Origin of the sequence: Amycolatopsis sp. NBC_00345 (assembly GCF_036116635.1) — a bacterium.
GTDB lineage: Bacteria > Actinomycetota > Actinomycetes > Mycobacteriales > Pseudonocardiaceae > Amycolatopsis.
Genome location: NZ_CP107995.1, coordinates 5,155,191 through 5,181,265, shown reverse-complemented (window position 1 = coordinate 5,181,265; position 26,075 = coordinate 5,155,191). Strand labels below are relative to the sequence as shown.

Genomic DNA, 26,075 nt, shown 5'->3' with positions numbered 1-26,075 from the left:
GTCGGCTGTTTCCTCGCCCCAACGCCGTCAAGGCCTCCTTACCCGCGTGCGACGCGGGTAAGGAGGCCTTGACGGACCTTCGGCTGATCAGGATGTGAGCTGGTAGACGGTCTGCCCGCCCACGGTGGTGGCGGTGAAGTTCGCCGCCACCCACTCGGTGATCTCCGAGGAGCCGCCGCCTGGGCCGCCCTCGTGGCCGCCGGCGACGTAGTACGAGATCTCACCGTCGGCCACGTATTGCTTGAACTGGGCCAGCGTCGGCGCGGGGTCGCTGCCGTCCCAGCCGCCGATGCCGATCACGGCCTTGCCGCTGGACAGCTCCAGTTCGGCGGCCGACTGCGAGCCGGTGGTTGCGGCCGCCCACTTCGTCGTGGTCTTCGCGAGCAACTGCGCGACGGCGGTGCTCGAGCTGCTTTCGCCGAAGCCGCCACCGCCGCCCATGCCCATGCCGTTCTGCGAGGCGGGCCCGGACACCGGGATGGACCCGGTGTGCGCCACCGAGGTCGTCTCCGCGGCGTACGCGGCGGTGCCGAGGCCCAGCGTCAGCACGCTCGCCGCGGCCAGCACCGCGAGCGCCTTGCGCATCGGCGGCAGCCCGACCACCACGACCGTGGCGACCAGCACCGCCAGCAGCGCGACGACCCAGCGCAGCCACGGGAGCCAGTCCGGCGTCCGGTCGAGCAGGATGAAGTCCCACACCCCGGTGACGGCGATCATCCCGCCCAGCACCATCCGGGCCGACATGTTCGCGCGGCTGCGCCACAGCGCGTGCCCGGAGATGGCGACCACCGCGGCGATCGCCGGGGCGAGCTGCACGGCGTAGTACGGGTGGATCGTGCCGCCCATGAAGCTGAACACCAGCCCGGTCACCAGCAGCCAGCCGCCCCAGATCAGCAGCGACGCGCGGGTGCGGTCGGTGCGCGCGGCGCGGCGGGTGAACCACAGCCCGGCGACCAGCCCGATCAGCGCGGCGGGCAGCAGCCAGGAGATCTCGGTGCCGAAGCTCGCGCCGAACATCCGGCCGATGCCGCTGGCACCGCCGAAACTCGTGTTGCCACCACCGCCACCGAATCCGCCGCCACCGCTGCGGTTGCCCTCACCGCCGAAGATCCGGCCGAGGCCGTTGTAGCCCAGTGCCAGCTCCAGCAGGCTGTTCCCGGTCGAGCCGCCGATGTACGGGCGGGAGGACGCGGGCCAGACCGCGACCAGCGCGATGAACCAGCCCGCCGAGACGACGACCGCGGCCGCGGCGCCGAGCAGGTGCAGCAAGCGTTTGCCCAGCCCGGTCGGCGCGGCGATCAGGTACGCCAGCGCGAACGCGGGCAGCACGAGGAACGCCTGCATCATCTTCGTCAGGAAGCCGAACCCGATCGCGACGCCGGCCAGCGCGAGCCACATCGGGCTCGCCTTCTCCACGGCGCGGACGGTGAAGTACGCGGCCGCGATCAGCAGCAGCACCAGCAGCGCGTCCGGGTTGTTGAAGCGGAACATCAGCGCGGCCACCGGTGTCAGCGCGAGCACCGCGCCGGCCAGCAGGCCGGGCACCGGGCCGGACACCCGCCGGACCGTCAGGTACAGCAGGCCGACGGACGCGACGCCCATCAGCGCCTGCGGGGCCAGCACCGTGAAGCTGGAGAAGCCGAAGATCCGTGCGAAGGCCGTGCCGACCCACAACGCGGCGGGCGGTTTGTCGACCGTGATCACGTTGCCGGAGTCGAGCGCGCCGAACAGCCAGGCTTTCAGGCTCTGCGTGCCGGACTGCACGGCGGCCGCGTAGAACGAGTTCCCGAAGCCGGAGGCGGTCAGGTTCCAGAAGTACAGCACGGCGGTGGCCGCGAGCAGCCCGAACACGGACGGGCGCACCCAGCGTGGAGCTTTTTCCTTGTGGTGACGGGGATCTCGGACGGTGGCGCCCTCGACGGGGGCGGGCAGGACGGCGGTCATCGGTTCTCCTCGGCGGTGGCGCGCCCGCGGCGGGGGTTGAAGACCCAGCCGCGCAGCAACAGGAAGCGGAGCACCGTGGCGGCCAGGTTCGCCAGCACGAGCACAGTGGTTTCCAGGACGAGCCCGGGGTGGGTGGTGCCGTTGAGCAGGGCCAGCGAGCCGCTCGTGAGCACCAGGCCGAGGCCGAACACGATCAGGCCCTCGAACTGGTGCCGCCCGGCGCCGGTCCGGCCGCGCACGCCGAAGGTGACCCGGCGGTTGACGGCGGTGTTGGCGATCGCGGTGACGAGCAGCGCGGTGAAGTTCGCGGCCTGCGCGCCGACCATGGTGCGCAGCAAAAGGAACAGCAGCAGGTACGCGGCCGTGCTGGCGACGCCGACGGCGACGAACCGCACCAGCTGCCGCGCCAGGCTCGGCGGCACCCCCGGGGCCTCGACGCCGATGGGCTCCCGGCCGAGCTGCTCGCGCAGCCGGCTGATCGGGACTTCCCCGGTGAACGTGGCGCGGGTGAGGCGCGCGACGCCCTTGAGGTCGGCGGTGGCCGTGGCGACGATGTTGACCGACGAGTCCGGGTCGTCGACCCAGTCCACCGGCACCTCGTGGATGCGCAGGCCGGACCGCTGCGCGAGCACCAGCAGCTCGGTGTCGAAGAACCAGCCGGTGTCCTGCACGTGGGGCAGCAGCCGCCGCGCGACGTCGCCGCGGATGGCCTTGAAGCCGCACTGCGCGTCGGAGAACTTCGCCGCGAGCGTGCTCTTGAGGATCAGGTTGTAGCAGCGCGAGATGAACTCCCGCTTCGGCCCGCGGACCACGCGGGCCCCGCGGGCCAGCCGGCTGCCGATGGCGAGGTCCGAGTGCCCGGACAGCAGCGGCGCGACGAGCGGCGCGAGCGCGGCGAGGTCCGTCGACAGGTCCACGTCCATGTAGGCCAGCACGCTGGCGTCCGATGTGGACCAAACGGCGCGGAGCGCGCGCCCGCGGCCCTTCTCGTCGAGGTGGTGGACCACGACTTCGGGGATCTCCCGTGCGAGCCGCTCGGCGACGTGCAGGGTCTCGTCCGTGCTCGCGTTGTCCGCGATCGTGATCCGGTACGGGTAGGTGACGTGTTCTTCCAGGTGCGCGTGCAGCCGGCGGATGCAGGGCTCGAGGTCGGCCTCTTCGTTGTAGACCGGGATCACGACGTCGAGGACCGGGTGCGGGCCGCTGAGGCCGACCGGAGTGGTCCCCGGCCGCGGGGCGGGCACGGTGCCGGCGCTGCTGCGGGAGGGAGCGGTGGCGTTCATGTGTTCACCCTCGCGGCCCGGGCTTTGGCTACCTTGTGGCGTTCCTGTGCTGGCCCTGTGGGTCGGAGCGCCCCAATGTGGCGTTGGTTGCGTTGAACGCAACCAATGTGGCGTTCGGTGCGTTGGACGCACCGAACGCCACATTGGGGCGCATCGGGACCCGGCCACCGGCTTGGCCGCGCGGGGCTCAGGTGGTCAGGTCGTACACCGTGACACCGTCCACAGTGGTCGGTGTGTAGTTCGCGGCCACCCACTCGGCGATCTGCTCGGCGTAGTCGCTGCCGCTGTCGCCCTGCATCGTCATGCCCTCGCCGAGGAAGTAGTGGATCTGTCCACTCTGGACGTACTGCTGGAACTGCTGCAACGTCGGGTACGGGTCGGTCCCGTTGAAGCCGCCCACGGCGAGCACGGGCCGGCCGCTGCCGAGCTGGTACCCGGCGGCGTTGTTGGAGCCGACGGTCGCGGCCGTCCAGCGGTACTGCCCGGCGTCCTGAACCAGCAGGGCGGTGAGATTGGTGCCGGGCAACGAGGTGCCGAGCAGTCCGCCCGCCATGCCGCCGCCGCGCCCGCCGCCGTTTCCGCCGGGACCGCCTGCCCTGCCCCCACCGGCACCCCCGGGCATCCCGCCGCCGAAGCCCTGTCCGCTGCTCGGTCCGGCCGACGGGATGGCGCCGCTGTGCGTGGTCGCGGCGGTCGCGAGGCTGTACGCGCCGGACCCGGCGAGCAGCGTCACCAGGCCCAGCACGGCGACCCCGCGGGCGGCGGCGCGGCCGAGCTGGTTGACGAAGAACAGCGCGACGGCCGAGAGCAGCCCGGCCACAAGCACAGCCGGGGCGAGCCACGGCTGCCATGAGGAATCGCGGATCAGCAGGACGTAAGTGGTCACCGCGGTCAGGGCGACGCCGCCGCTGAGCAGCCCGGCGGCGGCCGGTTCCGAGCGCAGGCGCCACAACTGCACCGCGGCCGTGCCGACGAGCGCGGCGATCGCCGGGGCCAGCGCGACCATGTAGTACGGGTGGATGATGCCGCCCATGAAGCTGAACACGGCCGCCGTCACCAGCAGCCAGCCGCCCCAGACGACCAGCGCGGCGCGGCCGGGGTCCGTGCGCGGCGCGCGGCGGGTGAACCAGAGCCCGGCGCCGAGGGCGAGCAGCGCGGCCGGGATCAGCCACGCGATACCGCCCGCCATCTCGCTGCCGAACAGCCGGAACAGACCGGTGCTGCCCCAGCCGCCGCCACCTCCGCCACCGCCGACGCTGCCGGTCTCGTCGCCGGTGATGCGGCCGAAACCGTTGTAGCCCAAGGTGAGTTCGAGCAGGCTGTTGTTCTGCGAGCCGCCGATGAACGGCCGGTCGGCGGCCGGCCACAGCGTCACCACCGCGAGGTACCAGCCCGCCGAGACGACCACCGCGCCCGTCGCGGCGGCCAGGTGCAGCAAGCGTTTGCCCAGCCCGGTCGGCGCGGCGATCAGGTACGCCAGGCCGAACGCGGGCAGCACGAGGAACGCCTGCAGCATCTTGGCGAGGAACCCGAACCCGACCGCGGCGCCGGCCAGCATGAGCCACTTCGGGCTCGCCTTTTCCAGCGCTCGGACGGTGCAGTACGCGCCGGCCACGAGCAGCAGCACCAGCAGCGAGTCCGGGTTGTTGAAGCGGAAGATCAGCGCGGCGGCGGGGGTGAGCGTGAGGACGGCGCCCGCCAGCAGCCCGGCCGCGGCCCCCGACGTCCGCCGCACCGTGGCGTACAGCAGCCAGGTGGAGCCGACGCCCATCAGGGCCTGCGGGACGAGGATGCTCCAGGCGTTCACCCCGAACAGCCGCGCGGACAGGCTCATCACCCAGACCGCGGCGGGGGTCTTGTCGACGGTGATGCCGTTGGCGGCGTCGCTGGAGCCGAAGAACAGCGCCTTCCAGCTTTCCGAACCGGCTTGCGCGGCGGCCGAGTAGAACGCGTTGGCCCATCCGGAGGCGCCGAGGTCCCACAGGTAGAGCCCCGCGGTCGCGACGAGCAGGAGCAGGAGCGCGGGGCGGACCCAGCGGGGGTCGGTCTTTCGAGGGGCCCGGTCCGGGACGGCCGGCCGGGCGGGGGTCGCGACTGCGGTCATGGGCCCAGCTTCGGGGGCCGAGCTGGGGCACCCTTGTGTCAGCCCTGTGTGCTTTCTATGCGAGGTGCCGTTAAGGACTCCTTACTCGCGTCGGACGCGGGTAAGGAGTCCTTAACGGCATCAAGAGTCCATTGACCGGGTCAGCCCGCGACGCCGAACTCCAGCGCCGTCCGCCCGTCCGCGACCGGCCCGGACCCGCGGAGCACGAGCCCGGCGTCGGCACCCAGCGCGGCCAGCTCGCCGACCGTCCGTTCCCGGCCGCCGAAACACATCAGCATGAACAGGTCCATCGCGGTGCCGGTCCCTTGCCCCAGCACCGCTTCGATCACCACCACGGTGCCGTCCGGCGTGGCGGCGCGGCGGCAGCCGGCCAGGATCTCGCGGGCGTGCTCGTCGTCCCAGTCGTGCAGGATGTCGGACAGGAGATAGGCGTCGGCCCCCGTGGGAAGCGGGTCGAAGAAGCTGCCGGAAACGGCGCCGCCCCGGTCGTCGAGCCCGGTAGCCGCGAACCGGCGGGCGGCCGCGGCGCTCGTCGGCTCCAGGTCCAGTACCCGCCCGCGCAGCGCGGGATGCGCCCGCAGGATCTCGGCGAGCACGATCCCGTCACCCCCGCCGACGTCCAGGACCTCGGTGAACCGGCTCCACTCGAAGCGTTCGGCGATCTGCGGTGCCTGCGCCTGGAACCGCCAATTCATCTGGGCGTCGAACGAGCGCCGTAGTTTCGGGTCGGTGCCGAGGTCGGCCCAGAATTCACGGCCGTACCGCTGTTCGTAGGCGGGGGCGCCCGTCGTGACCGTCCCGAGCAGCTCGACGAAGGCGAGTTCGGCGCGGCCGCCGGCACAGGTGATGTCGAGTAAGGGCTTGATGCCTTCCGGGGCGTCCTCCCTCAGCTGGGCGCCGAGATCGGTGGGGCGGTAACGGCCCGCGTCGAGAGCGAAGACGCCGATCGCGACCAGGTGGTCGAGCAAACGCCGGAGGGCCGGTGCCGCGGTTCCGGTCTCGGCGGCGAGGTGCTCCGCCGTCGCCCCTTCGCTCCCCGCGCGCTCGGCCAGGCTGAGCGTCGCGGCCACCCGGATGGACATCGGGGTGGCGAGATCGGCCATGGCTCGAATCGAAGGCAGGTCCATCGCCTGAACGTAACCAGGCCGTCGTCACGGCCGCAGCCGGATTTCGGTTCGGCCGCGGGGTGTTCAGGACGCGCGCAGGTTGTTCGGCGGCGGCCCCGGTTTGCGGGCGCGCCGGGCTCCGAGCTGGGGGACGGCGTGGCTGCGTTGCGCGGGCACGACCGTCGGCAGGCGCACGGCGAACTCCGTGCGGCCCGGGCGGCTGTGCACCTCGATCGTGCCGTGGTGCGCGACCAGCACGGCCGCCGCGATGGCCATGCCGAGCCCGGTGCTGCCCGCGGCGCGCGAGCGTGACGAGTCGCCGCGCGCGAAGCGTTCGAAGACGGCCGGGAGCAGGTCCGGCGGGATGCCCGGGCCGTTGTCGGTCACGGTGACCACGGCACTGCCGTCGGCGGAGCGGGCGAGCGCCGTGACGACGGTGGTGCCAGGCGGGGTGTGCACGCGGGCATTGGCGAGCAGGTTGGCCAGCACCTGGTGCAGCCGCTGGACGTCGCCGTGCACCAGGATCGGCTCGTCCGGCAGGCGCAGCTGCCAAACGTGGCCGGGGCCGGCGACGTGCGCGTCCCCGACGGTGTCGGCGACCAGCCGGGCGAGGTCGACCTCGGCGACCTCCAGCGGGCGGCCCGCGTCGAGCCGCGCCAGCAGCAGGAGATCCTCGACGAGCATGGTCATCCGGTCGGCCTCCGACTCGATGCGGGTCATCGACCGCGCGATGTCCGGCGGCACCAGCATCCGCCCGCGCCCGGCCAGCTCGGCGTACCCGCGGATGGCGGCGAGCGGCGTCCGCAGCTCGTGGCTGGCGTCGGCGACGAACTGGCGGACGCGCAGCTCACTCGCGTGCCGCGCCTCCAGCGCGGCGGAGATGTGGCCCAGCATGAGGTTCAGCGCCGAGCCGACCTGGCCGACCTCGGTGCGCGGGTTGGTGTCGCCGTCGGGGACCCGCACGGAGAGGTCGACGTAGCCCCGGTCCAGCGGCAGCTCGGACACCCGCGCGGCCGTCGTCGCGACGCGTTCGAGCGGCCGAAGCGTGCGACGGACCGCGAAGGCCCCGATGATCGCCGCCCCGGTGACCCCCACCGCGGCGACGCCGAACAGGATCAGCCCGACCGTCAGCAGTGTCAGGTGCACGGGCTCGAGGGGGACACCCGTGATGACCACACCGCCCGGGATGGCCGACGCGGTGATGCGGTAGTCGCCGAGCTCGTCGAGGGTGCGGTCGTAGGCCTTGCCGTCGACGGGCACCGTCTGCAGGACGTCCAGCTGCGCGGGGGTGAGCCTGACCAGCTGCCCGTGCTGCGAGAGGGAGCCGCCGTCGACGAGCTGGTTGCCGACGAGGTGCGCGTTGACGGTCCCGGCGCCTTGCCCGGGCGCGTCGAGCGGGTTGTTCCCACCCCGCGGCCCCCCGTGCACGGCGAAGTCCTTGGCCCGGTCGGCGGCGGCGTAGAGCTGCCCGTCGGTCTGGTCGGTGAGGAAGGCGCTCAGCGCGAACTCGCTCACCACCCCGATCACCAGGCACACCAGCGACAGCAGCAAGACGATCGACAACGTGAGCTTCATGCGCAGCGAAAGCCGCCCGAACCGGGTCAGCCGGCCGGGTGCTCCCTTCGCGCGAAGTGCCATGCCAAGAGCGTGCGGGCCCAGAGTGTGGGAGCGATGTGTGCTGCCTGTGAGTCGGCTGTGCGAGGGATCGCGGGAATGTCACGGATGCGGCGAAAAGCCGGTCACAGCACTAGCTGACGGCAGCCACAGTGCGTACACAGCGTCGCTGACCACGGTGGGTTTCAGATCCCTTGTGTACCTAAGGAGTGACAGTCATGACCACACCTCGCAGCGGCCAGACGCCTACGCCGCCCGTCCCGCCTCGGCCGCCCGTCCCGCCGAACGCGGGGCCCGCGGCCTGGCCGAATTCCGCGCCCGGTGGTTCTGCGGCACCGAACGGTTACTACGGCGCGGGCATGAGCGGCCGCCCCGCTGGGCCCGGTCCGGCCTATGGCTCGCCCGCGGTACCGGGCCAACCGGTTTCGGGCTACGGCTCGCCCGCGGCGCCGCCCGGGCCTTCGGGAGGTGCCGTGCCGCCGGGTTCCGGACCGTCCACGCCGGACACTTGGGGTGGGGCCACGCCCCCGCCGCCCGGCGGCGGTGCGCCCTGGAGCGGCCGCCGCAAGTGGGTCGCGGGCGGGGTCGCCGCGGTGATCGTCGTGGGCGGCGGCGCGGGGATCTGGGCGGCGAGTTCGGCGTCGTCCACTACGGACGCCACGGGCGCGACCGGCGGCGGGCCCGGCGCGGGCCAGATGGGCGGCCGAGGCGCGCCCGGCGGCGCGGCGACGTTGAGCACCGCTCTGCACGGCGAATTCGTCACCACCGGCACCAACGGCGATTACGTCACCGAGTTCCTCCAGAAGGGCAAGGTCACGGCTCTCAGCGCCACTTCCCTGACCGCCCAGAGCGACGACGGCTTCACGAAGGTCTACACCATCGACTCCACCACCGCGACGGGCGTCACCAAGGGCGAAGCGGTCACCATCGTCGCCACCACCTCGGGCACCACCGCCACCGCCACTTCGATCACGGAAACCAGCACGTCCACCGGCGGCCCGGGCGGCACCCCGCCGGGCGCGGGATAGTCCGTCTATATAGGACGGTCATCGGCGGGAACCCTTGTGTGTCAGGACAATCCGCGGGCGATCGACAAAGCCTGGGTGGCGTACGAGCGGCCGAACAGGACCGCGTGCACCAAGAGCGGGAACAGCTGGTGCAGCTCGATCCGTTCGCGCCAGCCGGGGGACAGGGGCGTGGTTTCGGCGTAGGCGCCGAGGACCCGGTCCAGCTGGGGGCAGCCGAACAAGCGCAGCATCGCCAGGTCGGTTTCGCGGTGGCCGCCGTGGGTCGCGGGGTCGATGAGGTACGCGCGGCTCCGCGTCCACGCCGGCGTTGCCGTTCCACAGGTCGCCGTGCAGGCGGGACGGGCGTTCCGGCGGGCCGGACACCAACGGGAGGCGGTGGCAGACGCGGTCGAACACCCCGGCCTCGTCGGCCGTCAGGGTGCCCTCGTCCCGGGCGAGGCGGACGTAGGGCCGGACGCGGTGCTCGGCGTACCACTCGGGCCAGTCCGGGCCCGGGGTGTTGTCCATCGGGGCCAGGCCGATCCACGCGCCGGCCGGGGCGTCCGGGGGAGGGGAGCCGAACGCGGGGGCGCCGGCGGCGTGCAGGGCGGCGAGGTTTCGGCCCAGCCGCTCCGCCGTCCGTTCGTCCGGCCGCCCCGTGTCGATCCGGTCGAGGACCAGCCAGTGCTCGTCATGGCCGTGGACGACCGGGATCGGCACCACGGCGGGTTCGGCCAGCCAGCGGAGCCCCGCGGCTTCGGCGGCGGTGGCGCCCGGCGCGTGGCCCCGCTTGACCAGCACGACGTCCCCGCCGTCCAGGACGGCTTCGGTCAACGCCCCGGACAGCCGCCGCTCGCCGGTGACCGCGCGGCCCGTGAGCCGGGAAACGGCAGCCGCGGCGTCACTCATGAGCAGGACCGTACCGGCTGCTCAGTGGTCGTAGTCGACGGCCAGTTCGGCGGTGGTCGGCCGGGCGCGGCAGGTCAGGATGCGGTTCTCCGCCACGTCGGCTTCGGTGAGGGCGTAGCGGACGTCCATGTCGACGCGGCCGCGCACCAGCCTCGCCACACAGCTGCCGCACGCGCCGCCGGTGCAGGAGTACGGCACGTCGAGGCCCGCGCGCAGCGAAGCGTCCAGCACGGTCTCGCCCGGCTCCGTGACCATTTCGGTCGTCCTGTGCCCCATGGTCACCGACAGGTCCGCCGGTGCCCCTTGCGGCCTGCGCGCGGGCGCTCCCGCGAACAGTTCGAAGTGGACGTCCTCGTCCGGCACGTAGTTCTCCGACAGCGTCCGCCGGACCTGGTCCAGCAGGCCGCGCGGGCCGCACAGGAACCATTGGCCGACTTTGGCCGGGTGCAGCCGGTTCTGCAGCAGGGCGCGCAGCCGGGTGCCGTCGAGGCGGCCGCTGAGGTAACGCTCGTGCGAGATCGCCAGTGCCTCGCCGACGGTGTCGAAGTGCCGGGCCGGGCGGTGCTGGTGCAGGTCCGGGTCACGCTCGTCGGTGCGGTAGTGGATGACGTGCAGCCGTCCCGCCCACTGCCGCGCCAGCGCGCCGATCTCGTCGGCGAACATCGCCGTGGCGCCGGAAGTGTTGACGAACAACAGGGTCGCGCGGCTGTGCGGCTCGTCGCGCAGCGCGGTCGCGAGGATCGACAGCACCGGGGTGATGCCGCTGCCCGCCGCGAGCGCGACGTAGTGCGCGGCCCGGCCCGGCACGGGCGTCAGCGTGAACCCGCCCGAAGGCGGCAGCACGTCCAGCTGGTCGCCGGGCCGCAGACGCGAGTTGACGTACGAGGAGAACGCCCCGCCGTCGCGCCGCCGCACCGCGATGCGCAGCAGGCCGGTGCCCGCGGCCGAGCAGATCGAGTACGTGCGCCGCACCGGCAGCCCGCCGATCAGGGCGCGCACCGCCACGTGCTGGCCGGGCCGGTGCCGGAACGTCTCGCGCAGCTCGTCCGGCACCGCGAAGGTGATCACGACGGCGTCCTGGCCCGTGGGCTCGACGCGGTCCACGCGCAGCCGGTGGAACCGCCGCGGGCCGGGTAACGGCGTGGCCGGGGGCGCGGGCGGCTCGGCGAAGCTCTTCGTCAGCCGGTGCCACGCGCGGTGTTCCGTCGTGGTCAGCTCGCGGCCCCACGCGATGGTGATCGGCGCGTCGCGCGCCAGGTACTCCTCGCGGTTGACGGTCCGCGTGCGCAGGTAGCGGTGGAACGGGACGGCGGGGCGGAGGTGGTGCAGCAGGTGGTAGGTCTGGTGCAGCAGCACCGGCGTCATCAGCCACTTCAGCCCCGCCCGCAGCCGCGAGCCACCGGGGCGGCCCTCCGCCGGCGCCGGGGCGGGGCCGTGGTGCGGCAGCCAGCCGAACCACCACATCACCAGCCCGAGCCCCAGCCGCTGCGGGATCAGGTAGGCCACCAGCAGCTCCCAGCCGTACCCGGTCGCGATCAGCACCGCCGCCAGCGCGGTGAACGCGGACAGCGCGACCAGCCCTTCGGCGCGCTCGCCCGGCGGCCGTTCGCGGGCGTGCCCGAAGTGGTGGCGCGCCAAGGAGAAGTCGATCGTCAGCCAGCGGAACGGCAGCTGCCACCAGGGACCCTCCGAAATCCACGCGCCCGGGTCGGCGCGGCTGCCCCGGTGGTGGCTGCCGAGGTGGAGGGAGCGCAGCAGCGGGAACGAGCCGTAGGCGGCGACGAACAGCGTCGACAGCCGGCCGAGGACCTCGTTCAGCCAGGTCAGCCTGCCGGCCGTGTGGTGCGCCGACTCGTGCGCGACGGTGAACATGGTGAAGGTGACGGCCGTGTGCAGCGGGATGGTCAGCCAGGGCGACGCGAGGCCCGCCAGCAGCAGCCAGGTCGCCGTGGCCCACAGCGTGAGCCCGCCGAAGAACAGCGCGAGCGCGGGGAGCGACACCGGAGGCAGGGCGAGCCGCGGGCCGGGGACGGCGGAGCGTCCCTTTTCCCCGGCTCCGGGCGGGCGGCTGTCGACGACGGGCATCCGGCGGGCTCCTCGGTCGAGCGCTACTCGGTCGAGCGCTGACACGCTAGACAATCGGACAGCATTTGTACATCTGCTCTCCCCCGGATCGCGAGCGGCTCCGGCAGCGCGCGGGCGCGGTGCGAAGGGCCCGGAGGCGTACTGACCGAGGCGTACATACTGGGTGACACGGCTCCCGCCCGGGCCGGTGCGGACGCGCCGCCGCTGCTCGGCGGGGTGCCCCGGTGGCCCCCGACCAGGTCCGCCCGTACCCCTGGCCTAGACTCGGTCGTCCCGGTCTGCAGGTGACCGGGGCCAATCCGCGGATTGTCCCACCCCATCGTTTACCGCTCGAGGAGAAGACCTTGAAGAGCACCGTCGAGCAGCTCAGCCCGACGCGAGTCAAGATCAATGTCGAGGTGCCGTTCGACGAGCTCAAGCCGAACTTCGACCGCGCCTACCGCAAGATCGCCCAGCAGGTGCGCATCCCGGGCTTCCGGCCCGGCAAGGCGCCCGCTCGCGTCCTGGAAAGCCGGATCGGCCGTGCGCCGGTGCTCGACGAGGTCGTCAACGAGGCCATCCCGGCCAAGTACATCGAGGCCGTCCGCGCCGGGGAGGTCCGCACGCTGGGCCAGCCCGAGTTCGAGGTGACCAAGATCGAGGACCGCGAGGTGCTCGAGTTCACCGCCGAGGTGGACGTGCGGCCGGAGATCGAGCTGCCGGACCTCGCGGGTCTTGAGATCAGCGTCGACGACGTCGAGACCACCGACACGGAGGTCGACGAGCAGCTGGACGAGCTGCGCGCCCGCTTCGGCACCCTGACCGGTGTCGAGCGCCCGGCCGAGAACGGCGACTTCGTCTCCGTCGACCTGTCGGCGACCGTCGACGGCGAGACCGTGGAGGAGGCCTCCACCACCGGCCTGTCCTACGAGATCGGCTCCGGCCAGCTCGTGGACGGCATCGACGACGCGATCATCGGCGCGAGCGCCGGCGACACCAAGACGTTCACCACCCAGCTGGTCGCCGGCGACCACGCGGGCAACGACGCCGAGGTGACCGTGACCGTCCAGTCGGTCAAGCAGCGCGAGCTGCCGGAGGCCGACGACGAGTTCGCCCAGCTGGCCAGCGAGTTCGACACGATCGACGAGCTGAAGGCCGATCTGCGCGAGCGCCTCGCCCGGGTCAAGAAGATGCAGCAGGGCGTGCAGGCTCGCGACCAGGTCCTCGACATCCTCCTGGAGCGCACCGAGGTGCCGATCCCGGAGAAGGTGCTCGAGGGCGAGATCGAGAACCGCAAGCACGACGCGGTGCACCCGTTCGACCACGACGAGGAACAGTTCGCGAAGGCGCTCGAGGCCGAGGGCCGCACGCTGGACGAGTTCAACGCCGAGGTCCAGGAGGAGTCGGAGAAGGCCGTCCGCACGCAGCTGCTGCTGGACACCATCGCCGACAAGGAGCAGACGTCGGTCAACGACGGCGAGCTCACCGAGCGGATCGTGTACCAGGCCCAGCGCTTCGGCGTCAGCCCGGACGAGTACGTGCAGCGCGCCCAGCAGTCGGGCCAGCTGACCGCGATCTACGCCGACGTGCGCCGCGGCAAGGCGCTCGCCTCGGTGGTCCGCGGCACCACGGTCAAGAACGCCTCGGGCGAGGAGGTCGACCTCTCGGAGCTGTTCGGCGCCGGCGACGAGGCCGACACCCCGGCGGTCGTCGAGGGGACCGTGGAGGAGACCCAGGTCACCGAGGAAGCGGCCAAGACCCCGGCGGAGTGAAGCTGTAAGCGAACTTGGGCGGTGTGAGGCATTCTGCACCGCCCAAGTTCGTTAGGGTCGGGTGTTAGCAATTCGACCGGAAGCAGGCGGACACGGGCTGCAGCCGATCTGCTCGGCGGAAGCCCTTTCCGCCGTGGCTGACGTCGGATTGGTAACGAACGGCACTGTTAGTCAAGCATCTGAAATACGACAGCGGCGCCCGGTTCGACACAGGGCCGCCGCCGGCGAAAAGGCAGGCAGACGTGAAGCAGCACATGCCCGAGGGGCGGACCGGCACCGCGGGGCTGACCCTCACCGACTCGGTGTTCGAGCGGTTGCTCCAGGAGCGCATCGTCGTCCTCGGTTCCGAGGTCAACGACGAGATCGCCAACCGGATCACCGCGCAGCTGTTGCTGCTCGACGCGGACGACTCCGAGTCCGACATCCGGTTCTACATCAACTCGCCGGGCGGCTCGGTCACCGCCGGGTTCGCCATCTACGACACCATGCAGCTGATCAAGCCGGACGTGGCGACCTACGCCATGGGCATGGCGGCCTCGATGGGGCAGTTCCTGCTCTCCTCGGGCACGCCGGGCAAGCGGTACGCGCTCCCGCACGCCAGGATCCTGATGCACCAGCCGTCGGCCGGGGTCGGCGGCACGGCCTCGGACATCGCGATCCAGGCTGATCTGTTCAACAAGTGGAAGCAGGAGCTGGCCAAGATCACGGCGGACCAGACCGGCCAGACCACCGAGCAGATCATCAAGGACGGCGACCGCGACCGCTGGTTCACCGCGCAGGAGGCGAAGGAGTACGGCTTCGTCGACCACGTGCTGACCCGCGGCGACGGCAACAGCCTCAACCCGACCAACTGAGCGCGAAGCACACAGGAGACCTCTCATGAGCAATTTCCGGCTCCCGGGTGACTTCCGGGCTCCGCAGACCCCGCAGTCGCGGTACATCCTGCCCTCCTACGTCGAGCGCACCAGCTACGGCGTGAAGGAGTCCAACCCGTACAACAAGCTGTACGAGGAGCGGACGATCTTCCTCGGGGTGCAGGTGGACGACGCGTCGGCCAACGACGTGATGGCCCAGCTGCTGCACCTCGAGCACGAGGACCCGGACCGCGACATCAGCATCTACATCAACTCCCCGGGTGGGTCGTTCACGTCGCTGATGGCGATCTACGACACCATGCAGTACATCCGCCCGGACATCTCCACCGTGTGCCTCGGCCAGGCGGCCTCGGCCGCCGCGGTGCTGCTGGCGGCCGGTACCCCGGGCAAGCGCATGGCGCTGCCGAACGCGCGGGTGCTGATCCACCAGCCGGCCACCGAGGGCACCTACGGCCAGGTCTCCGACCTGGAGATCCAGGCCAACGAGATCCAGCGGGTGCGGCGTCAGATGGAGGTCATCCTGGCGAAGCACACGAACAAGGAGCCGGACCAGATCAAGGCCGACATCGAGCGGGACAAGATCCTCACCGCCGAAGAGGCCAAGGCCTACGGCCTGATCGACGAGGTGCTTCCGTACCGGAAGGCCTCGGCCAACTGATTCACCGGGACCGGTGCGTGTCGAACTGACGACACGTACCGGTTTCCTGGTCTAGTGTCGAGCCCTACGTGCCCGGTACGGGCCCGGGTGTTCCCGCTCGCGGCTTCGGACGGGTACCGTCAGTGGCAATGCGTGAGGCCCCGGTGCGATCGGGCAGCGGCCGGGGCGGCGAGACAGTGTCAGGTGCGTGTTTCGCGCACCGGAGGGGACGAGGTCAACGGCCATGGCACGGATCGGTGACGGCGGCGACCTGCTGAAATGTTCTTTCTGCGGGAAGAGCCAAAAGCAGGTGAAGAAGCTCATTGCCGGCCCCGGGGTCTACATCTGCGATGAGTGCATCGACCTCTGCAACGAGATCATCGAAGAGGAGCTGGCCGAAGCCGGCGACGTGAAGCTCGACGAGCTGCCGAAGCCCGCCGACATCCACGAGTTCCTCGAGCAGTACATCATCGGCCAGGACGACGCGAAGAAGACGCTGGCCGTCGCGGTGTACAACCACTACAAGCGCATCCAGGCCGACGACAAGGCCGGGCCCAAGGACTCCAAGGACGAGCCGGTCGAGCTGGCGAAGTCCAACATCCTGATGCTCGGCCCCACCGGCTGCGGCAAGACCTACCTCGCGCAGACGCTGGCGAAGCTGCTGAACGTGCCGTTCGCCATCGCGGACGCCACGGCGCTGACCGAGGCCGGGTACGTCGGCGAGGACGTCGAGAACATCCTCCTGAAGCTGATCCAGGCGGCCGACTACGACGTCAAGCGCGCCGAGACGGGCATCATCTACATCGACGAGGTCGACAAGATCGCCCGCAAGTCGGAGAACCCGTCGATCACGCGTGACGTTTCCGGCGAGGGTGTGCAGCAGGCGCTGCTGAAGATCCTCGAGGGGACCACGGCGTCGGTGCCGCCGCAGGGCGGGCGCAAGCACCCGCACCAGGAGTTCATCCAGATCGACACGACGAACGTGCTGTTCATCGTGGCCGGCGCGTTCGCCGGGCTGGAGAAGATCATCAACGAGCGTGTGGGCAAGCGCGGCCTCGGCTTCGGCGCGGAGATCCGCACCAAGGCCGAGATCGAGGGCAGTGACGTCTTCTCCGAGACGATGCCCGAGGACCTGATCAAGTTCGGGCTCATCCCGGAGTTCATCGGCCGGCTCCCGGTGGTCGCCACGGTGAACCACCTGGACAAGGAGTCGCTGGTCTCGATCCTCACGCAGCCGCGCAACGCGCTGGTGAAGCAGTACATGAAGCTCTTCGAGATGGACAACGTCGAGCTGGAGTTCACCGATACCGCGCTCGAGGCGATCGCCGACCAGGCGGTGCTGCGGGGCACTGGTGCCCGTGGCCTGCGCGCGATCATGGAAGAGGTCCTCCAGCCGGTGATGTACGACATCCCGAGCCGCGATGACGTGGCGAAGGTCGTGATCACCGAGCAGACGGTCCGGGAGAACGTGAACCCCACGATCGTGGCGCGGCAGCCCTCCCGCCGCGCGCGTAGCGAGCGTGGCGAGAAGTCGGCCTGATCGCGGTTCCGCTGCCGCCCGGGCTTGGCTGCCCGGGCGGCAGCGGGCGCCGCTGTGCTGATGGACAGGCGCCAAAGAGGAGTCCGCTGACGAGGTGTTCGCGGCAGGCGCGATAATGGAGTGGATGACAACCGTGCCGCTGACCGCAACCCCCGGGGACAACACGACCGCCGAACCGGCCGATGTTGCGGTACCCGCTGAGACCGACGAGCCTTCGGGCCCCTCCGTCGGCATTGTCGAGCTGAGTGAGCGGGTCGTGGCCTCGCTGCTGGCCCGCTGCCCGTGGCTCTACCGGGCTTCCACGATCACGCTCGCGGTCTTCTCGGCGGTCTGCCTGGTCGCCGTCGGGACCCGGTTGTCGGCGCTGCCGCTCATCCCGATCCCGCTGTTCGCCGGCGCCTGGTACTTCCTGCGCCTCCTGCGCGCCGCGGAAACCCGCCCGCTGCAGCTGCGCTGGGCGACCCTCTTCGCGGTCGCGACGATGGTCGGCTTCTGGCTCATCTCGGTCGTCGGCCGCTGGGTCTCCGCCTGACGGCCGGGTTTCTTCAAGCGGTTTTTCAAGCGGTTTTTTCAGGCGCCGCGCGGCAGATGCTTGCCGACGAAGCTCACCAGGCTCGGCACCACCGAGTGGAAGAACGCGTCGCTGTGCTTGCCCTTCGCGGTGTAGCCGATGGCGGGGCGGGTGGCGGCGATGTACCGGCGCACCCCGGTGATGAACGAGTCCTCGGTGCCGCACCACACGGCCGTCGGGATGCCCTGCAGCGCGTCGAGGTGACGGAGCGGGTCCAGCGCCGTCCAGTCGGTCATGCCGGTGAAGATGTGGCGCTTCGCCATCTCCGGCCACGACGTGATGAGGGCGGGCGAGATGGCCGCGATGGCCTCGGGCGGCTGACGGCGCTCGAGGCGGCGCCGGCCGTACAGCATGGCGCCGAAACCGCCCATGGAGACGCCCGCGCAGGCGAACGGCAGGCCGTCCGGGCCGGCGAAACCGCGGGCGCGGAGCCACTGCGGGACCTCCTCCAGCAGCATCGCCATCGGGTCGTCGCCGGGGTGGACCTGGTGCCAGTAGTTGTCGCCGCCGTCGACGGCGACGTAGCCGTACGCGGGCACGGCCTTGCGGGCGACGTCGCTCGCCAGCTGCTTCAGCAGTCCGCTCGGCGCGGCGTTACGCGCGGTGCCGTGGAGGCCGTGCAGCATCAGCGACATCGGCAGGCCGTGCGGCGGCTTCTTGCTCGGCAGCAGGAACACCAGGTCGACGTTGCGCCCACGCGCGGCCGAGTACACCCGCTCCACCCGCACGCTGCCGAGCTGGGTGACCGGAGTGGACGATGCGACGCCCAGCGCCCGTTGCAGCGCTTGGCTGAACGGCACGGCGCCGGTGGCCGTCCCCACGGCCAGCCCGGCCACGCCGAGCCCCGAGGCGCCCGCGATCAGCGCCGAACGGCGGCTCACCCGCCGCCGGTTCACCGCCGGTTCGTCCGTTTCGCGCACCTGATCTCCGTCCCCCACACCCGTTAGGACGCGGCGCGGCGCTCAGGCGTTGCCTTCGTCTGTCCCTATGCTGCTGCTCACGTCCGCCCGGTGCCAGCCGGCCAGGCCGGACTCGCCGGATCGGCGGGCTGCCTCCACAGTGTCCCCGAGACCGATCGCCATGGTCACCCCCAACGGCACCAGGATGGCCTCGACATCCTGCTGACGTTGCCCGAAGTGCCCGGACGTCTCCAACGTGACGTATCCGTGAACCCCGCTCCAGAGCTGCGCCGCGGCGGGGAACGGCTCACCGTGGAAGCGGCCGGCCTCGACCGCGCGCTCGGTGGCCCCCAGCAGATAGCCGAACGCCGTGCTCCCCTCGTTCGGGTCGCCCGCGGCGACGATTTCGGCCAGGCTCCGGCCCTTCGAACGGCTGAAGGTGACCGCGAACAGTTCGGGGTGCTCTCTCGCCGTGTGCCGGTACGCCAGCGACATCGCGACGATGTCGGCCACCGGGTCTTCGGTGGGCGTGACCGCGGCCAGGTTGGCGCTCAGCCGCCGGAATCCCTCCCACGCCACGGCGTCCAGCAGCGCCGCCATTCCGCCGAAGTGCGTGTAAACGGCCATTGTGGACGCTCCCACCTCGGCCGCGATCTTGCGCGCCTGCAGTGCTTCGGGGCCGCTGTCGGCGAGCAGGCGCACCGCGGCTTCGACGAGCCGTTCCTTCACATCACTGCCGCGAGGCTTCCCGGTCATGCTTGCCAGTATCGCATAACCCTGTTATACCTAGTGTCCATAACAAGGTTATGTCGTCAGGAGGCAACGATGGTTACCAAGTTCCTCGAAGACAACTTCGCCCCGGTGAGCCGTGAGCACACGAGCACGCGGCTCGAGGTGACCGGGCACATCCCCGAGTACCTCGACGGCCGTTATCTCCGTAATGGCCCCAATCCGCTCGCCGGCGCCGACCCGGAGACCTACCACTGGTTCCTCGGTGACGGCATGGTCCACGGCGTCCGGCTGCGCGACGGGCGCGCCGAGTGGTACCGCAACCGCTGGATCCGCACCCCGCACGTCGCCGGCCGGCTCGGGGAGCGCGACGCCGCCCCGTACACCGGCGTGGGCGCCAATACGAACGTGATCGGGCACGCCGGCCGCACGCTCGCGCTGATCGAGGGCGGGCTGCCCGTGTGGGAGCTGACCGAGGAACTCGACACGGTCGGCCCGTGCGACTTCGACGGCACCTTGCCCGACGGCTACACCGCCCACCCGAAGCGTGATCCGCGCACCGGCGAGCTGCATGCCGTCTCGTATCGCTTCGGGATCGGGAATCAGGTGCGGTACAGCGTGATCGGCAAGGACGGCCGGGCCCGCCGCGTTGTCGACGTCGAGGTGACCGGGGCGCCGATGATGCACGACTTCTCCCTCACCGAGCGGTATGTGGTGTTCTACGACCTGCCCGTCACCTTCGACCCGGACCAGGCCCCGGCGCCGGTGGGCGTGCCGGACCCGGTGAGTGCCATGGCCGGCCGCGGCGTCAGCTCACTGCCGTACCGCTGGAACCCGCGTTACCCGGCGCGGGTCGGCGTGATGCCGCGGGAGGGGGACAACGGTGACGTCCGCTGGTTCGACGTGGAGCCGTGTTACGTCTTCCACCCGCTCAACGCCTACGACGACGGCGACCGGGTGGTGCTCGACGTGGTCCGGCACCCGAAGATGTTCGACCGCGAGCTGCACGGCCCCGAGGAGGGCACGCCGACGCTCGACCGGTGGACCGTCGACCTCTCCGCCGGGAAGGTGCTGGAGGACCGCCTCGACGAGCACGGCCAGGAGTTCCCGCGGGTCGACGAGCGGCTCGTCGGCCGGCCGCACCGGTACGGCTACGCGGTGGCGACCGGCGACGGGTTCAGCAGCTCCGGCGCACTGTACAAACACGACCTGGCCAAGGGATCCGCGTCGGCGCGCTCGTTCGGCGCGGGCCGTCAGCCGGGGGAGTTCGTGTTCGTTCCGTCCCATGTGGACGCTGCCGAGGACGAAGGTGTGTTGATGGGCTTCGTATTCGACGCTGCCAGCCATCGCAGCGAGCTGACCCTGCTCGACGCCGGCACCCTCGAAACGGTCGCCGCGGTGCACCTGCCCGACCGCGTGCCGGACGGCTTCCACGGCAACTGGGTCGCGTCGGACTAGGTCAGCACCCGGTGGTCGCCGGTGTAGAGGTTCAGGCTGTCGCCGCGGAGGAAGCCGATCAGGGTCATGCCGTTCTCCTCCGCCAGTTCCACCGCCAGTGAAGACGGCGCGGACACGGCGGCGAGCAGGCCGATGCCGGCCATCGCGGCCTTCTGCACCAGCTCGAAGGAAGTACGGCCGGAGACCAGCAGCCCGTGGCCGGGCGCGGGGATCAGCCCGGACTGCAGGGCCCAGCCGAGCACCTTGTCCACGGCGTTGTGCCGGCCGACGTCCTCGCGGACCACGAGCAGCTCGCCGTCCGGGTCGAACAGCGCGGCGGCGTGCAGCCCGCCGGTCGAGGCGAACACCTTCTGCTGTTCCCGCAGCCGGTCCGGCAGCTTCACCAGCACCTCGGTCTTCACCGAGAACGTGGACTCGGCGGGGGAGAACCGGCTGCGCAGCTTCACCGCGTCCAGCGCGGCCTTGCCGCAGACGCCGCACGAGGAGGTGGTGTAGAAGTTCCGCTCGATCCCCGTCTCGGGGGGAGCCACTCCAGGGGCGAGTGTCACATCCAGGACGTTGTAAGTATTTCTGCCCTGATCGTCGACGCCATCGCAGTAGCGGGCGGTCGAAACGTCCTCCCGGGAGCCGAGCACGCCTTCCGAGAGCAGGAAACCGTGGGCCAGTTCGACGTCGTTGCCCGGTGTGCGCATGGTCACTGCCAGCGCTTTCCCGCCGACGCGCAGCTCCAGCGGCTCCTCGGCGGCCAGCGAGTCGGGACGCCGCCGCTCACCCGCGGCGGAGATCCTGCGCACCGGACGGCGCACGGTGACCCGACCCATTTGTCCACCTCTCCTCGAAACTTGGCACGAACGTACGACATTCAGCCGGTGCAACGCCGGGAATTTGGTAATACATTCCCTGAACCACCCACAGTTCGGAGGAGTCTGACGATGGCCATCGGCTTCCTGGCCCGCTCTCGTATCGTCGCACCGCCCGGCTGGACGCGCTGGCTGGTCCCGCCCGCCGCGCTTTCGATCCACCTGTCGATCGGCCAAGCCTACGCGTGGAGCGTCTTCAAAACCCCGCTCGAGAAGACGATGCACCTCTCGGGCACCCAATCCGGGCTGCCGTTCCAGCTCGGCATCGTGATGCTCGGCCTGTCGGCGGCGTTCGGCGGCACCCTGGTGGAGAAGAACGGCCCGCGCTGGGCCATGTTCGTCGCGACCGTGTGCTTCGGCGCCGGTTTCCTGGTCTCCGCGCTCGGCGTGGCGACCGGGCAGTTCTGGCTTGTGGTCGTCGGCTATGGCGGCATCGGCGGAATCGGGCTCGGCATCGGCTACATCTCCCCGGTGTCGACGCTGATCAAGTGGTTCCCCGACCGGCCGGGCATGGCCACGGGCATCGCGATCATGGGCTTCGGCGGCGGCGCGCTGATCGCCTCGCCGTGGTCGTCGGCGATGCTCGGCACCGCGCCCACCTCCGGCGACATCGCGACGGCGTTCCTGATCCACGGCCTCGTCTACGCGGCGTTCATGACCATGGGCGTGCTGCTCGTGCGGGTGCCGGCCGAGGGCTGGAAGCCGCGTGGCTTCGAGCCGAAGGCCGTGCAGGCCAAAGCGCTGGTCTCCACCGGCAACGTCTCGGCGGCCAACGCGCTCAAGACGCCGCAGTTCTGGTGCCTGTGGATCGTGTTGTGCCTCAACGTGACCGCGGGCATCGGCATCCTGGAGAAGGCCGCGCCGATGATCGGGGACTTCTTCAAGAACACTTCGGCGCCGGTGGGCACTGCGGCGGCCGCCGGGTTCGTCGCGATGCTGTCGCTGACGAACATGCTGGGCCGGTTCGTCTGGTCGTCCACTTCGGACCTGGTGGGGCGTAAGAACATCTACCGCTTCTACCTCGGCGTCGGCGCCCTGCTGTACCTGGTCATCGCGCTGACCACGAACTCGTCGAAGGTCCTGTTCGTGCTCTGCGCGATGCTGATCCTTTCCTTCTACGGCGGCGGTTTCGCGACGCTCCCGGCGTACCTGAAGGACCTGTTCGGCAACTACCAGGTGGGCGCGATCCACGGCCGGCTGCTCACCGCGTGGTCGGTGGCCGGGGTGCTCGGCCCGCTGATCGTCGACGGCATCGCGGACAGCGAGAAGGCCGCCGGCAAGTCCGGGCCGGACCTGTACGCGACGTCGTTCTACATCATGATCGGCCTGCTCGTGCTGGGCTTCATCGCCAACGAGTTCGTGCGGCCGGTCAAGGAGAAGTTCTACGAGCCCGTGGGCCGCGACCAGGTGGGGAGTGAGGCGTGATGAGTGAATCGGCGGCTGAACCGGAGGCCGGGACGACCCGCTCGGGCGCGCGCACCCTGCTGCTCGTCGTCGCGTGGCTGTGGGTCCTCATCCCGTTCGTCTACGGCGTGTACGAGCTGATCTTGAAGGTCGTCGACCTCTTCGGCGGCTGAGCCGGTCGCGAAAAGCCCTCGGATCCGTCCGGGGGCTTTTCGCTTGACGAATGGTCAAGACTCGTTGACCATTGGCTCCCATGACTGGGGACGACTACACACCGCCGGACGACGCCGTCCACGTCCGGACCACGGAACAGCTGCGGGCGGTCAGCAATCTGGTGCGCCACCGCGTGCTCGCGGTGCTGCGCGACGGGCCGGCGACGATCACGCAGGTCGCCGAGCGGCTCGACCTGGCGAAGGGCAGTTCGAGCTACCACGTGCGCGTGCTGGAGCGGGCCGGGCTGATCCACGTCGTGCGCACGCGGAAGGTGCGCGGGGTGGTGGAGCGGTACTACGCGCACGTCGCGCGCCGGATCGTGCTGCCGGAAGCCGCGCCAGGACAGGCGAACGTGCTGATGCGGCACGCGCTCGCCGACCTGGAGACGGCTTCGGCGGACTCGCCGGGACTGGTGCGGATGCAGCACACCCGGATCGGCGAGGCGCAGTTCGCGGAGTTCGAACGGCGGCTGGGCGCGCTGCTCGACGAGCTGCGGGAGGCGCGTGACCCGGACGAGCCGGCGGCCACCGCCGCGGTCGCGTTCTTCCGCCCCGGCCCCGGGGCCGCCCGATGACCGAGCCGAAGATGCCCCGCGCCTTCGGGCGTCTGTGGGGTGCCGCGACGGTGTCCTCGCTGGGAGACGGCGCGTATATGGCTGCGCTGCCGCTGCTCGCTGTCGCGCTGAGCAGTGACCCCGTGGTGGTCAGCCTGGTGACGGTGGCGGCGCTGCTGCCGTACCCCGTGCTGGGGCTGGTCGGCGGCGCGCTGGTGGACCGCTGGGACCGGCGGCGCACGATGTGGCTCGCGGATATCGCGCGCGCCGGGCTGCTGCTGGTCACGGTCCTGGCCGGGGCGACGGGGCTGATCGGGATTCCCGCGTTGCTGGTGCTGGCTTTCCTGCTCGGGGTCGGGCAGCTGTTCTTCGACACGGCCTCGGCGGCGTACCTGCCGGACCTGCTCGCGCGCGACCGGACGTTGCTGCGTAAGGCGAACAGCCGGCTGCGCGGCGCGTCGACCGCGGCCGGGCAGTTCCTCGGGCCGCCCGCGGGCAGTTTCCTGTTCTCGGTCGGGCGCACGCTGCCGTTTGTGGTGGACGCGGTTTCGTTCGTGGGCAGCGCGTTGCTGATCCGGTCGCTGCCGAAGGTGCCGCCGCCCCCGCGGGAGCCGGGCCGGAGCCTGTGGGCCGACGCGCGCGAGGGCGCGTCGTACGTGCTGCGCGACCGGGTCCTGCTCGGGCTGGCGCTGCGGCCCGCCGTCGGCAACTTCGCTTACGCGGGCGCCGAAGCCGTGCTCGCGCTGTACGCGCGCGACGTGCTCGGCCTGCACTCGGTGGGCTACGGCCTGCTGCTCGCGGCCGAGGCGCTCGGCGGGCTGATCGGCGCCTTCCTGGCCGGGCCGTTGGAGAAATACCTGGGCACCGGGACCGCGCTCACCGTCACGGTGGTCGCCGAGGTGGGCGCGATGCTGATCGTCGGGTTCGCGAGCAACGCCGTCTGGGCGGGCGCCGCCTTTGTCCTCTGTGGCTGCGCGATGGCGGCGACGATGGTGCTCGGCTGGTCCGTGCGCCAGGCCATCGTCCCCGCCCGGCTGATGGGCCGCGTCGGCGCGGCGTCCCGGCTGGTGGCCATCTCGGCCGGACCGGTCGGCGCGGTGCTGGGCGGCTGGCTGGCGTCGGTCGCGGGGCTGCGCGCGCCGTACCTGGCCGCCGCCGGGGTGCTGGCCGTGATGACGGTGGTGGTCGCGGGCATGACCAGCAACCGCCGGATCGAGGCGGCACTCGCCGCAGCCGCCGCGAGACCGGCCAAGGCTGACGCCTTGTGAGTGTTTATGACGGTTAGAACCGTCATAAACACTCACAAGGGTTTACGTGCCTCCGCCAGGCTCGTGAGCAGGCTGCGGCGGGCGGAGCCGACGTGTTCTTCGGCGACCCGGGCCAGCGCGCCCGGGTCGCCGTCGCGCACCAGGTTCGCCAGCTCGCGGTGCTCGGCGACCACGCGTGAGCGGTAGTGGTCGTGGCCGAGGGACACGCGCTGGAGCTGGAACAGGTACACCTGCGAGCGCACGGCCTGCCACGCGTCGGTGAGGCGGCGGTTGCCCGCGGCGGTGTAGACGTGGTCGTGGAAGGCGATGTCGAGGGCCAGCAGGCGCGGGCCGTCGGCGTGGGCGGCCTCCGCCGCCATCGTGTCCACGAGTTCGTCGAGCCGGGTCAGGTCGCCGGGCGTCGCGCTCGCGCGGGCGGTGGTCGCGGCCAGGCGGTCGAGCGCCGCGCGGAGGGAGTAGACCTCCTCGACGTCGCCGGGGGTCACCTCGACGACGGTGGTGGGGCGGTGCCAGCCGCCCTGGACCAGGCCTTCGCGTTCGAGCTGGAACAGGCCTTCGCGCACCGAGCCGCGGCTGATCTCCAGCGACGCGGCCAGCTCGACCTCCCGCAGCGGCGCGCCCGGCGGGAAGTGCCCGGCGAAGATCGCGTCGCGCACGCGGTCCGCGGCCTCCTCGGCGAGGCCGCGCCGGGCGGCCTTCCGCAGTGGTGTGACGTCCATGGGTCAATGTTGACATTCGGACATCGCCAGATCAAGGTGAACGCGCCCCCGTCGCCACCGCCCGAGGAGAACCATGGCCGCCCGTCCCGCCTTCCACCTCGCCATCCCGGTCGACGACCTCGCCCGCGCCCGCGCGTTCTACGGCGGGGTGCTCGGCCTCGACGAGGGCCGCTCGTCCGGCGCCTGGGTCGACTGGGACTTCCACGGCCACCAGGTCGTCACCCACGTCGTCCCGGGCGCCCGCGCCGAGGCCGGCCGCAACCCGGTCGACGGCCACGACGTGCCGGTGCCGCACTTCGGCCTGGTCCTCGACGTCGACGCGTTCCAGGTCCTGGCGGCCCGGTTGCGCGAGGCGGGCACGGAGTTCGTGATCGAGCCGTACCAGCGCTTCGCCGGTGAGCCGGGGGAGCAGTGGACGATGTTCCTGCACGACCCGGCGGGCAACGCGCTGGAGTTCAAGGCCTTCCGCGACGAGTCGCAGCTGTTCGCGCGCTGAGCCAGCCGGTGTGAACTGGGTCACCTATGCAGCAAACGGGTGGCCCCGCG

Annotated in this window: 22 protein-coding genes and 1 pseudogene; 12 read left to right on the top strand and 11 right to left on the bottom strand. The window is 71.2% G+C overall.

What is annotated here, in order from left to right; translation table 11 throughout:
* Positions 1–87 precede the first annotated feature (87 nt).
* The 5 genes from OG943_RS23030 to OG943_RS23010 form a co-directional block, all read right to left on the bottom strand.
* On the bottom strand, positions 88–1,944 hold the full coding sequence (locus OG943_RS23030; protein ID WP_328611869.1) for a glycosyltransferase family 39 protein: 1,857 nt from the start codon (positions 1,942–1,944) through the stop codon (positions 88–90).
* Positions 1,941–3,227: a bifunctional glycosyltransferase family 2/GtrA family protein gene (locus OG943_RS23025; RefSeq protein ID WP_328611868.1), complete on the bottom strand. Its 1,287-nt coding sequence runs from the start codon at positions 3,225–3,227 to the stop codon at positions 1,941–1,943. The genes OG943_RS23030 and OG943_RS23025 overlap by 4 nt, the downstream gene beginning before the upstream one ends.
* Positions 3,228–3,414: 187 nt before the next feature.
* Positions 3,415–5,331 carry a glycosyltransferase family 39 protein gene (locus OG943_RS23020; RefSeq protein ID WP_328611867.1) on the bottom strand — a complete coding sequence of 639 codons (1,917 nt, stop codon included), beginning with the start codon at positions 5,329–5,331 and terminating at the stop codon, positions 3,415–3,417.
* 140 nt (positions 5,332–5,471) lie between these two features.
* Complete coding sequence (locus tag OG943_RS23015) at positions 5,472–6,458, bottom strand: methyltransferase (RefSeq protein ID WP_328611866.1); 987 nt, start codon at positions 6,456–6,458, stop codon at positions 5,472–5,474.
* 63 nt (positions 6,459–6,521) lie between these two features.
* The gene (locus OG943_RS23010) at positions 6,522–8,075 is read right to left on the bottom strand and encodes a sensor histidine kinase (RefSeq protein WP_328611865.1); all 1,554 of its coding nucleotides are present in this window, start codon (positions 8,073–8,075) and stop codon (positions 6,522–6,524) included.
* Between the two features lie 194 nt (positions 8,076–8,269).
* Here OG943_RS23010 and OG943_RS23005 point away from each other — a divergent pair, with 194 nt between their 5' ends.
* The gene (locus OG943_RS23005; protein WP_328611864.1) at positions 8,270–9,079 is read left to right on the top strand and encodes a hypothetical protein; all 810 of its coding nucleotides are present in this window, start codon (positions 8,270–8,272) and stop codon (positions 9,077–9,079) included.
* Positions 9,080–9,120: 41 nt separating this feature from the next.
* Here the strand turns inward: OG943_RS23005 and OG943_RS23000 are convergent.
* Together OG943_RS23000 and OG943_RS22995 are read right to left on the bottom strand one after the other, a co-directional pair.
* A pseudogene (locus tag OG943_RS23000) lies at positions 9,121–9,967 on the bottom strand (fructosamine kinase family protein).
* A gap of 21 nt (positions 9,968–9,988) precedes the next feature.
* Positions 9,989–12,052, bottom strand: coding sequence for a fatty acid desaturase (locus OG943_RS22995; protein WP_328611863.1), 2,064 nt, complete (start codon positions 12,050–12,052; stop codon positions 9,989–9,991).
* A gap of 344 nt (positions 12,053–12,396) precedes the next feature.
* On the opposite strand from OG943_RS22995, the gene tig reads away from it, so the two are divergent.
* From tig to OG943_RS22970, 5 genes are all read left to right on the top strand, one after another.
* Positions 12,397–13,803, top strand: coding sequence for a trigger factor (tig, locus tag OG943_RS22990; RefSeq protein WP_328611862.1), 1,407 nt, complete (start codon positions 12,397–12,399; stop codon positions 13,801–13,803).
* A 242-nt stretch (positions 13,804–14,045) separates the two neighbouring features.
* The gene (locus OG943_RS22985; RefSeq protein ID WP_328611861.1) at positions 14,046–14,657 is read left to right on the top strand and encodes a ClpP family protease; all 612 of its coding nucleotides are present in this window, start codon (positions 14,046–14,048) and stop codon (positions 14,655–14,657) included.
* Between the two features lie 25 nt (positions 14,658–14,682).
* Positions 14,683–15,336 (top strand): ATP-dependent Clp protease proteolytic subunit, encoded by a 654-nt coding sequence (locus tag OG943_RS22980; RefSeq protein ID WP_328611860.1) that lies wholly within the window; start codon positions 14,683–14,685, stop codon positions 15,334–15,336.
* Positions 15,337–15,559: 223 nt separating this feature from the next.
* Positions 15,560–16,855, top strand: a complete 1,296-nt coding sequence (gene clpX, locus OG943_RS22975) for an ATP-dependent Clp protease ATP-binding subunit ClpX (protein WP_328611859.1) — start codon at positions 15,560–15,562, stop codon at positions 16,853–16,855.
* 124 nt (positions 16,856–16,979) lie between these two features.
* A complete protein-coding gene (locus OG943_RS22970; protein WP_328611858.1) occupies positions 16,980–17,387 on the top strand; it encodes a hypothetical protein in 408 nt (135 codons plus the stop codon).
* Between the two features lie 38 nt (positions 17,388–17,425).
* Here the strand turns inward: OG943_RS22970 and OG943_RS22965 are convergent, their stop codons facing one another.
* Both OG943_RS22965 and OG943_RS22960 read right to left on the bottom strand, forming a co-directional pair.
* Entirely contained in the window at positions 17,426–18,346 is a 921-nt protein-coding gene (locus OG943_RS22965; RefSeq protein WP_328611857.1) for an alpha/beta hydrolase, read from the bottom strand.
* Between the two features lie 42 nt (positions 18,347–18,388).
* Entirely contained in the window at positions 18,389–19,081 is a 693-nt protein-coding gene (locus OG943_RS22960) for a TetR/AcrR family transcriptional regulator (RefSeq protein WP_328611856.1), read from the bottom strand.
* Between the two features lie 69 nt (positions 19,082–19,150).
* On the opposite strand from OG943_RS22960, the gene OG943_RS22955 reads away from it, so the two are divergent.
* On the top strand, positions 19,151–20,512 hold the full coding sequence (locus tag OG943_RS22955) for a carotenoid oxygenase family protein (RefSeq protein ID WP_328611855.1): 1,362 nt from the start codon (positions 19,151–19,153) through the stop codon (positions 20,510–20,512).
* On the opposite strand, the gene fdhD is transcribed toward OG943_RS22955, so the two are convergent.
* Positions 20,509–21,333, bottom strand: a complete 825-nt coding sequence (fdhD, locus tag OG943_RS22950) for a formate dehydrogenase accessory sulfurtransferase FdhD (protein ID WP_328611854.1) — start codon at positions 21,331–21,333, stop codon at positions 20,509–20,511. The genes OG943_RS22955 and fdhD overlap by 4 nt on opposite strands.
* Before the next feature lie 111 nt (positions 21,334–21,444).
* Here fdhD and OG943_RS22945 point away from each other — a divergent pair, with 111 nt between their 5' ends.
* From OG943_RS22945 to OG943_RS22930, 4 genes are all read left to right on the top strand, one after another.
* Positions 21,445–22,797: an L-lactate MFS transporter gene (locus OG943_RS22945; protein WP_328611853.1), complete on the top strand. Its 1,353-nt coding sequence runs from the start codon at positions 21,445–21,447 to the stop codon at positions 22,795–22,797.
* Entirely contained in the window at positions 22,797–22,949 is a 153-nt protein-coding gene (locus tag OG943_RS22940; RefSeq protein WP_328611852.1) for an MFS transporter small subunit, read from the top strand. Before OG943_RS22945 ends, OG943_RS22940 begins: the two co-directional genes overlap by 1 nt.
* Before the next feature lie 80 nt (positions 22,950–23,029).
* Positions 23,030–23,563, top strand: a complete 534-nt coding sequence (locus OG943_RS22935) for a helix-turn-helix domain-containing protein (RefSeq protein ID WP_328611851.1) — start codon at positions 23,030–23,032, stop codon at positions 23,561–23,563.
* A complete protein-coding gene (locus OG943_RS22930) occupies positions 23,560–24,810 on the top strand; it encodes an MFS transporter (RefSeq protein ID WP_328611850.1) in 1,251 nt (416 codons plus the stop codon). Before OG943_RS22935 ends, OG943_RS22930 begins: the two co-directional genes overlap by 4 nt.
* Before the next feature lie 32 nt (positions 24,811–24,842).
* On the opposite strand, the gene OG943_RS22925 is transcribed toward OG943_RS22930, so the two are convergent.
* Positions 24,843–25,529 (bottom strand): GntR family transcriptional regulator, encoded by a 687-nt coding sequence (locus OG943_RS22925; RefSeq protein WP_328611849.1) that lies wholly within the window; start codon positions 25,527–25,529, stop codon positions 24,843–24,845.
* A gap of 73 nt (positions 25,530–25,602) precedes the next feature.
* Here OG943_RS22925 and OG943_RS22920 point away from each other — a divergent pair, with 73 nt between their 5' ends.
* A complete protein-coding gene (locus tag OG943_RS22920; RefSeq protein WP_328611848.1) occupies positions 25,603–26,025 on the top strand; it encodes a VOC family protein in 423 nt (140 codons plus the stop codon).
* Positions 26,026–26,075 lie beyond the last annotated feature (50 nt).

Excerpts from the sequence above, each read along its gene's own strand:
- OG943_RS23005 (WP_328611864.1), top strand. The coding sequence starts at position 8,270 with ATGACCACACCTCGCAGCGGCCAGACGCCTACGCCGCCCGTCCCGCCT.
- OG943_RS22945 (WP_328611853.1), top strand. The coding sequence starts at position 21,445 with ATGGCCATCGGCTTCCTGGCCCGCTCTCGTATCGTCGCACCGCCCGGC.
- OG943_RS22980 (WP_328611860.1), top strand. The coding sequence starts at position 14,683 with ATGAGCAATTTCCGGCTCCCGGGTGACTTCCGGGCTCCGCAGACCCCG.
- OG943_RS22940 (WP_328611852.1), top strand. The coding sequence starts at position 22,797 with ATGAGTGAATCGGCGGCTGAACCGGAGGCCGGGACGACCCGCTCGGGC.
- OG943_RS22935 (WP_328611851.1), top strand. The coding sequence starts at position 23,030 with ATGACTGGGGACGACTACACACCGCCGGACGACGCCGTCCACGTCCGG.
- OG943_RS22960 (WP_328611856.1), bottom strand. The coding sequence starts at position 19,081 with ATGACCGGGAAGCCTCGCGGCAGTGATGTGAAGGAACGGCTCGTCGAA.
- OG943_RS22920 (WP_328611848.1), top strand. The coding sequence starts at position 25,603 with ATGGCCGCCCGTCCCGCCTTCCACCTCGCCATCCCGGTCGACGACCTC.
- OG943_RS22995 (WP_328611863.1), bottom strand. The coding sequence starts at position 12,052 with ATGCCCGTCGTCGACAGCCGCCCGCCCGGAGCCGGGGAAAAGGGACGC.
- OG943_RS23025 (WP_328611868.1), bottom strand. The coding sequence starts at position 3,227 with ATGAACGCCACCGCTCCCTCCCGCAGCAGCGCCGGCACCGTGCCCGCC.
- fdhD (WP_328611854.1), bottom strand. The coding sequence starts at position 21,333 with ATGGGTCGGGTCACCGTGCGCCGTCCGGTGCGCAGGATCTCCGCCGCG.
- OG943_RS23015 (WP_328611866.1), bottom strand. The coding sequence starts at position 6,458 with ATGGACCTGCCTTCGATTCGAGCCATGGCCGATCTCGCCACCCCGATG.
- OG943_RS23030 (WP_328611869.1), bottom strand. The coding sequence starts at position 1,944 with ATGACCGCCGTCCTGCCCGCCCCCGTCGAGGGCGCCACCGTCCGAGAT.
- OG943_RS23010 (WP_328611865.1), bottom strand. The coding sequence starts at position 8,075 with ATGGCACTTCGCGCGAAGGGAGCACCCGGCCGGCTGACCCGGTTCGGG.
- OG943_RS22970 (WP_328611858.1), top strand. The coding sequence starts at position 16,980 with ATGACAACCGTGCCGCTGACCGCAACCCCCGGGGACAACACGACCGCC.
- clpX (WP_328611859.1), top strand. The coding sequence starts at position 15,560 with ATGGCACGGATCGGTGACGGCGGCGACCTGCTGAAATGTTCTTTCTGC.
- OG943_RS22930 (WP_328611850.1), top strand. The coding sequence starts at position 23,560 with ATGACCGAGCCGAAGATGCCCCGCGCCTTCGGGCGTCTGTGGGGTGCC.
- OG943_RS22955 (WP_328611855.1), top strand. The coding sequence starts at position 19,151 with ATGGTTACCAAGTTCCTCGAAGACAACTTCGCCCCGGTGAGCCGTGAG.
- OG943_RS22925 (WP_328611849.1), bottom strand. The coding sequence starts at position 25,529 with ATGGACGTCACACCACTGCGGAAGGCCGCCCGGCGCGGCCTCGCCGAG.
- OG943_RS23020 (WP_328611867.1), bottom strand. The coding sequence starts at position 5,331 with ATGACCGCAGTCGCGACCCCCGCCCGGCCGGCCGTCCCGGACCGGGCC.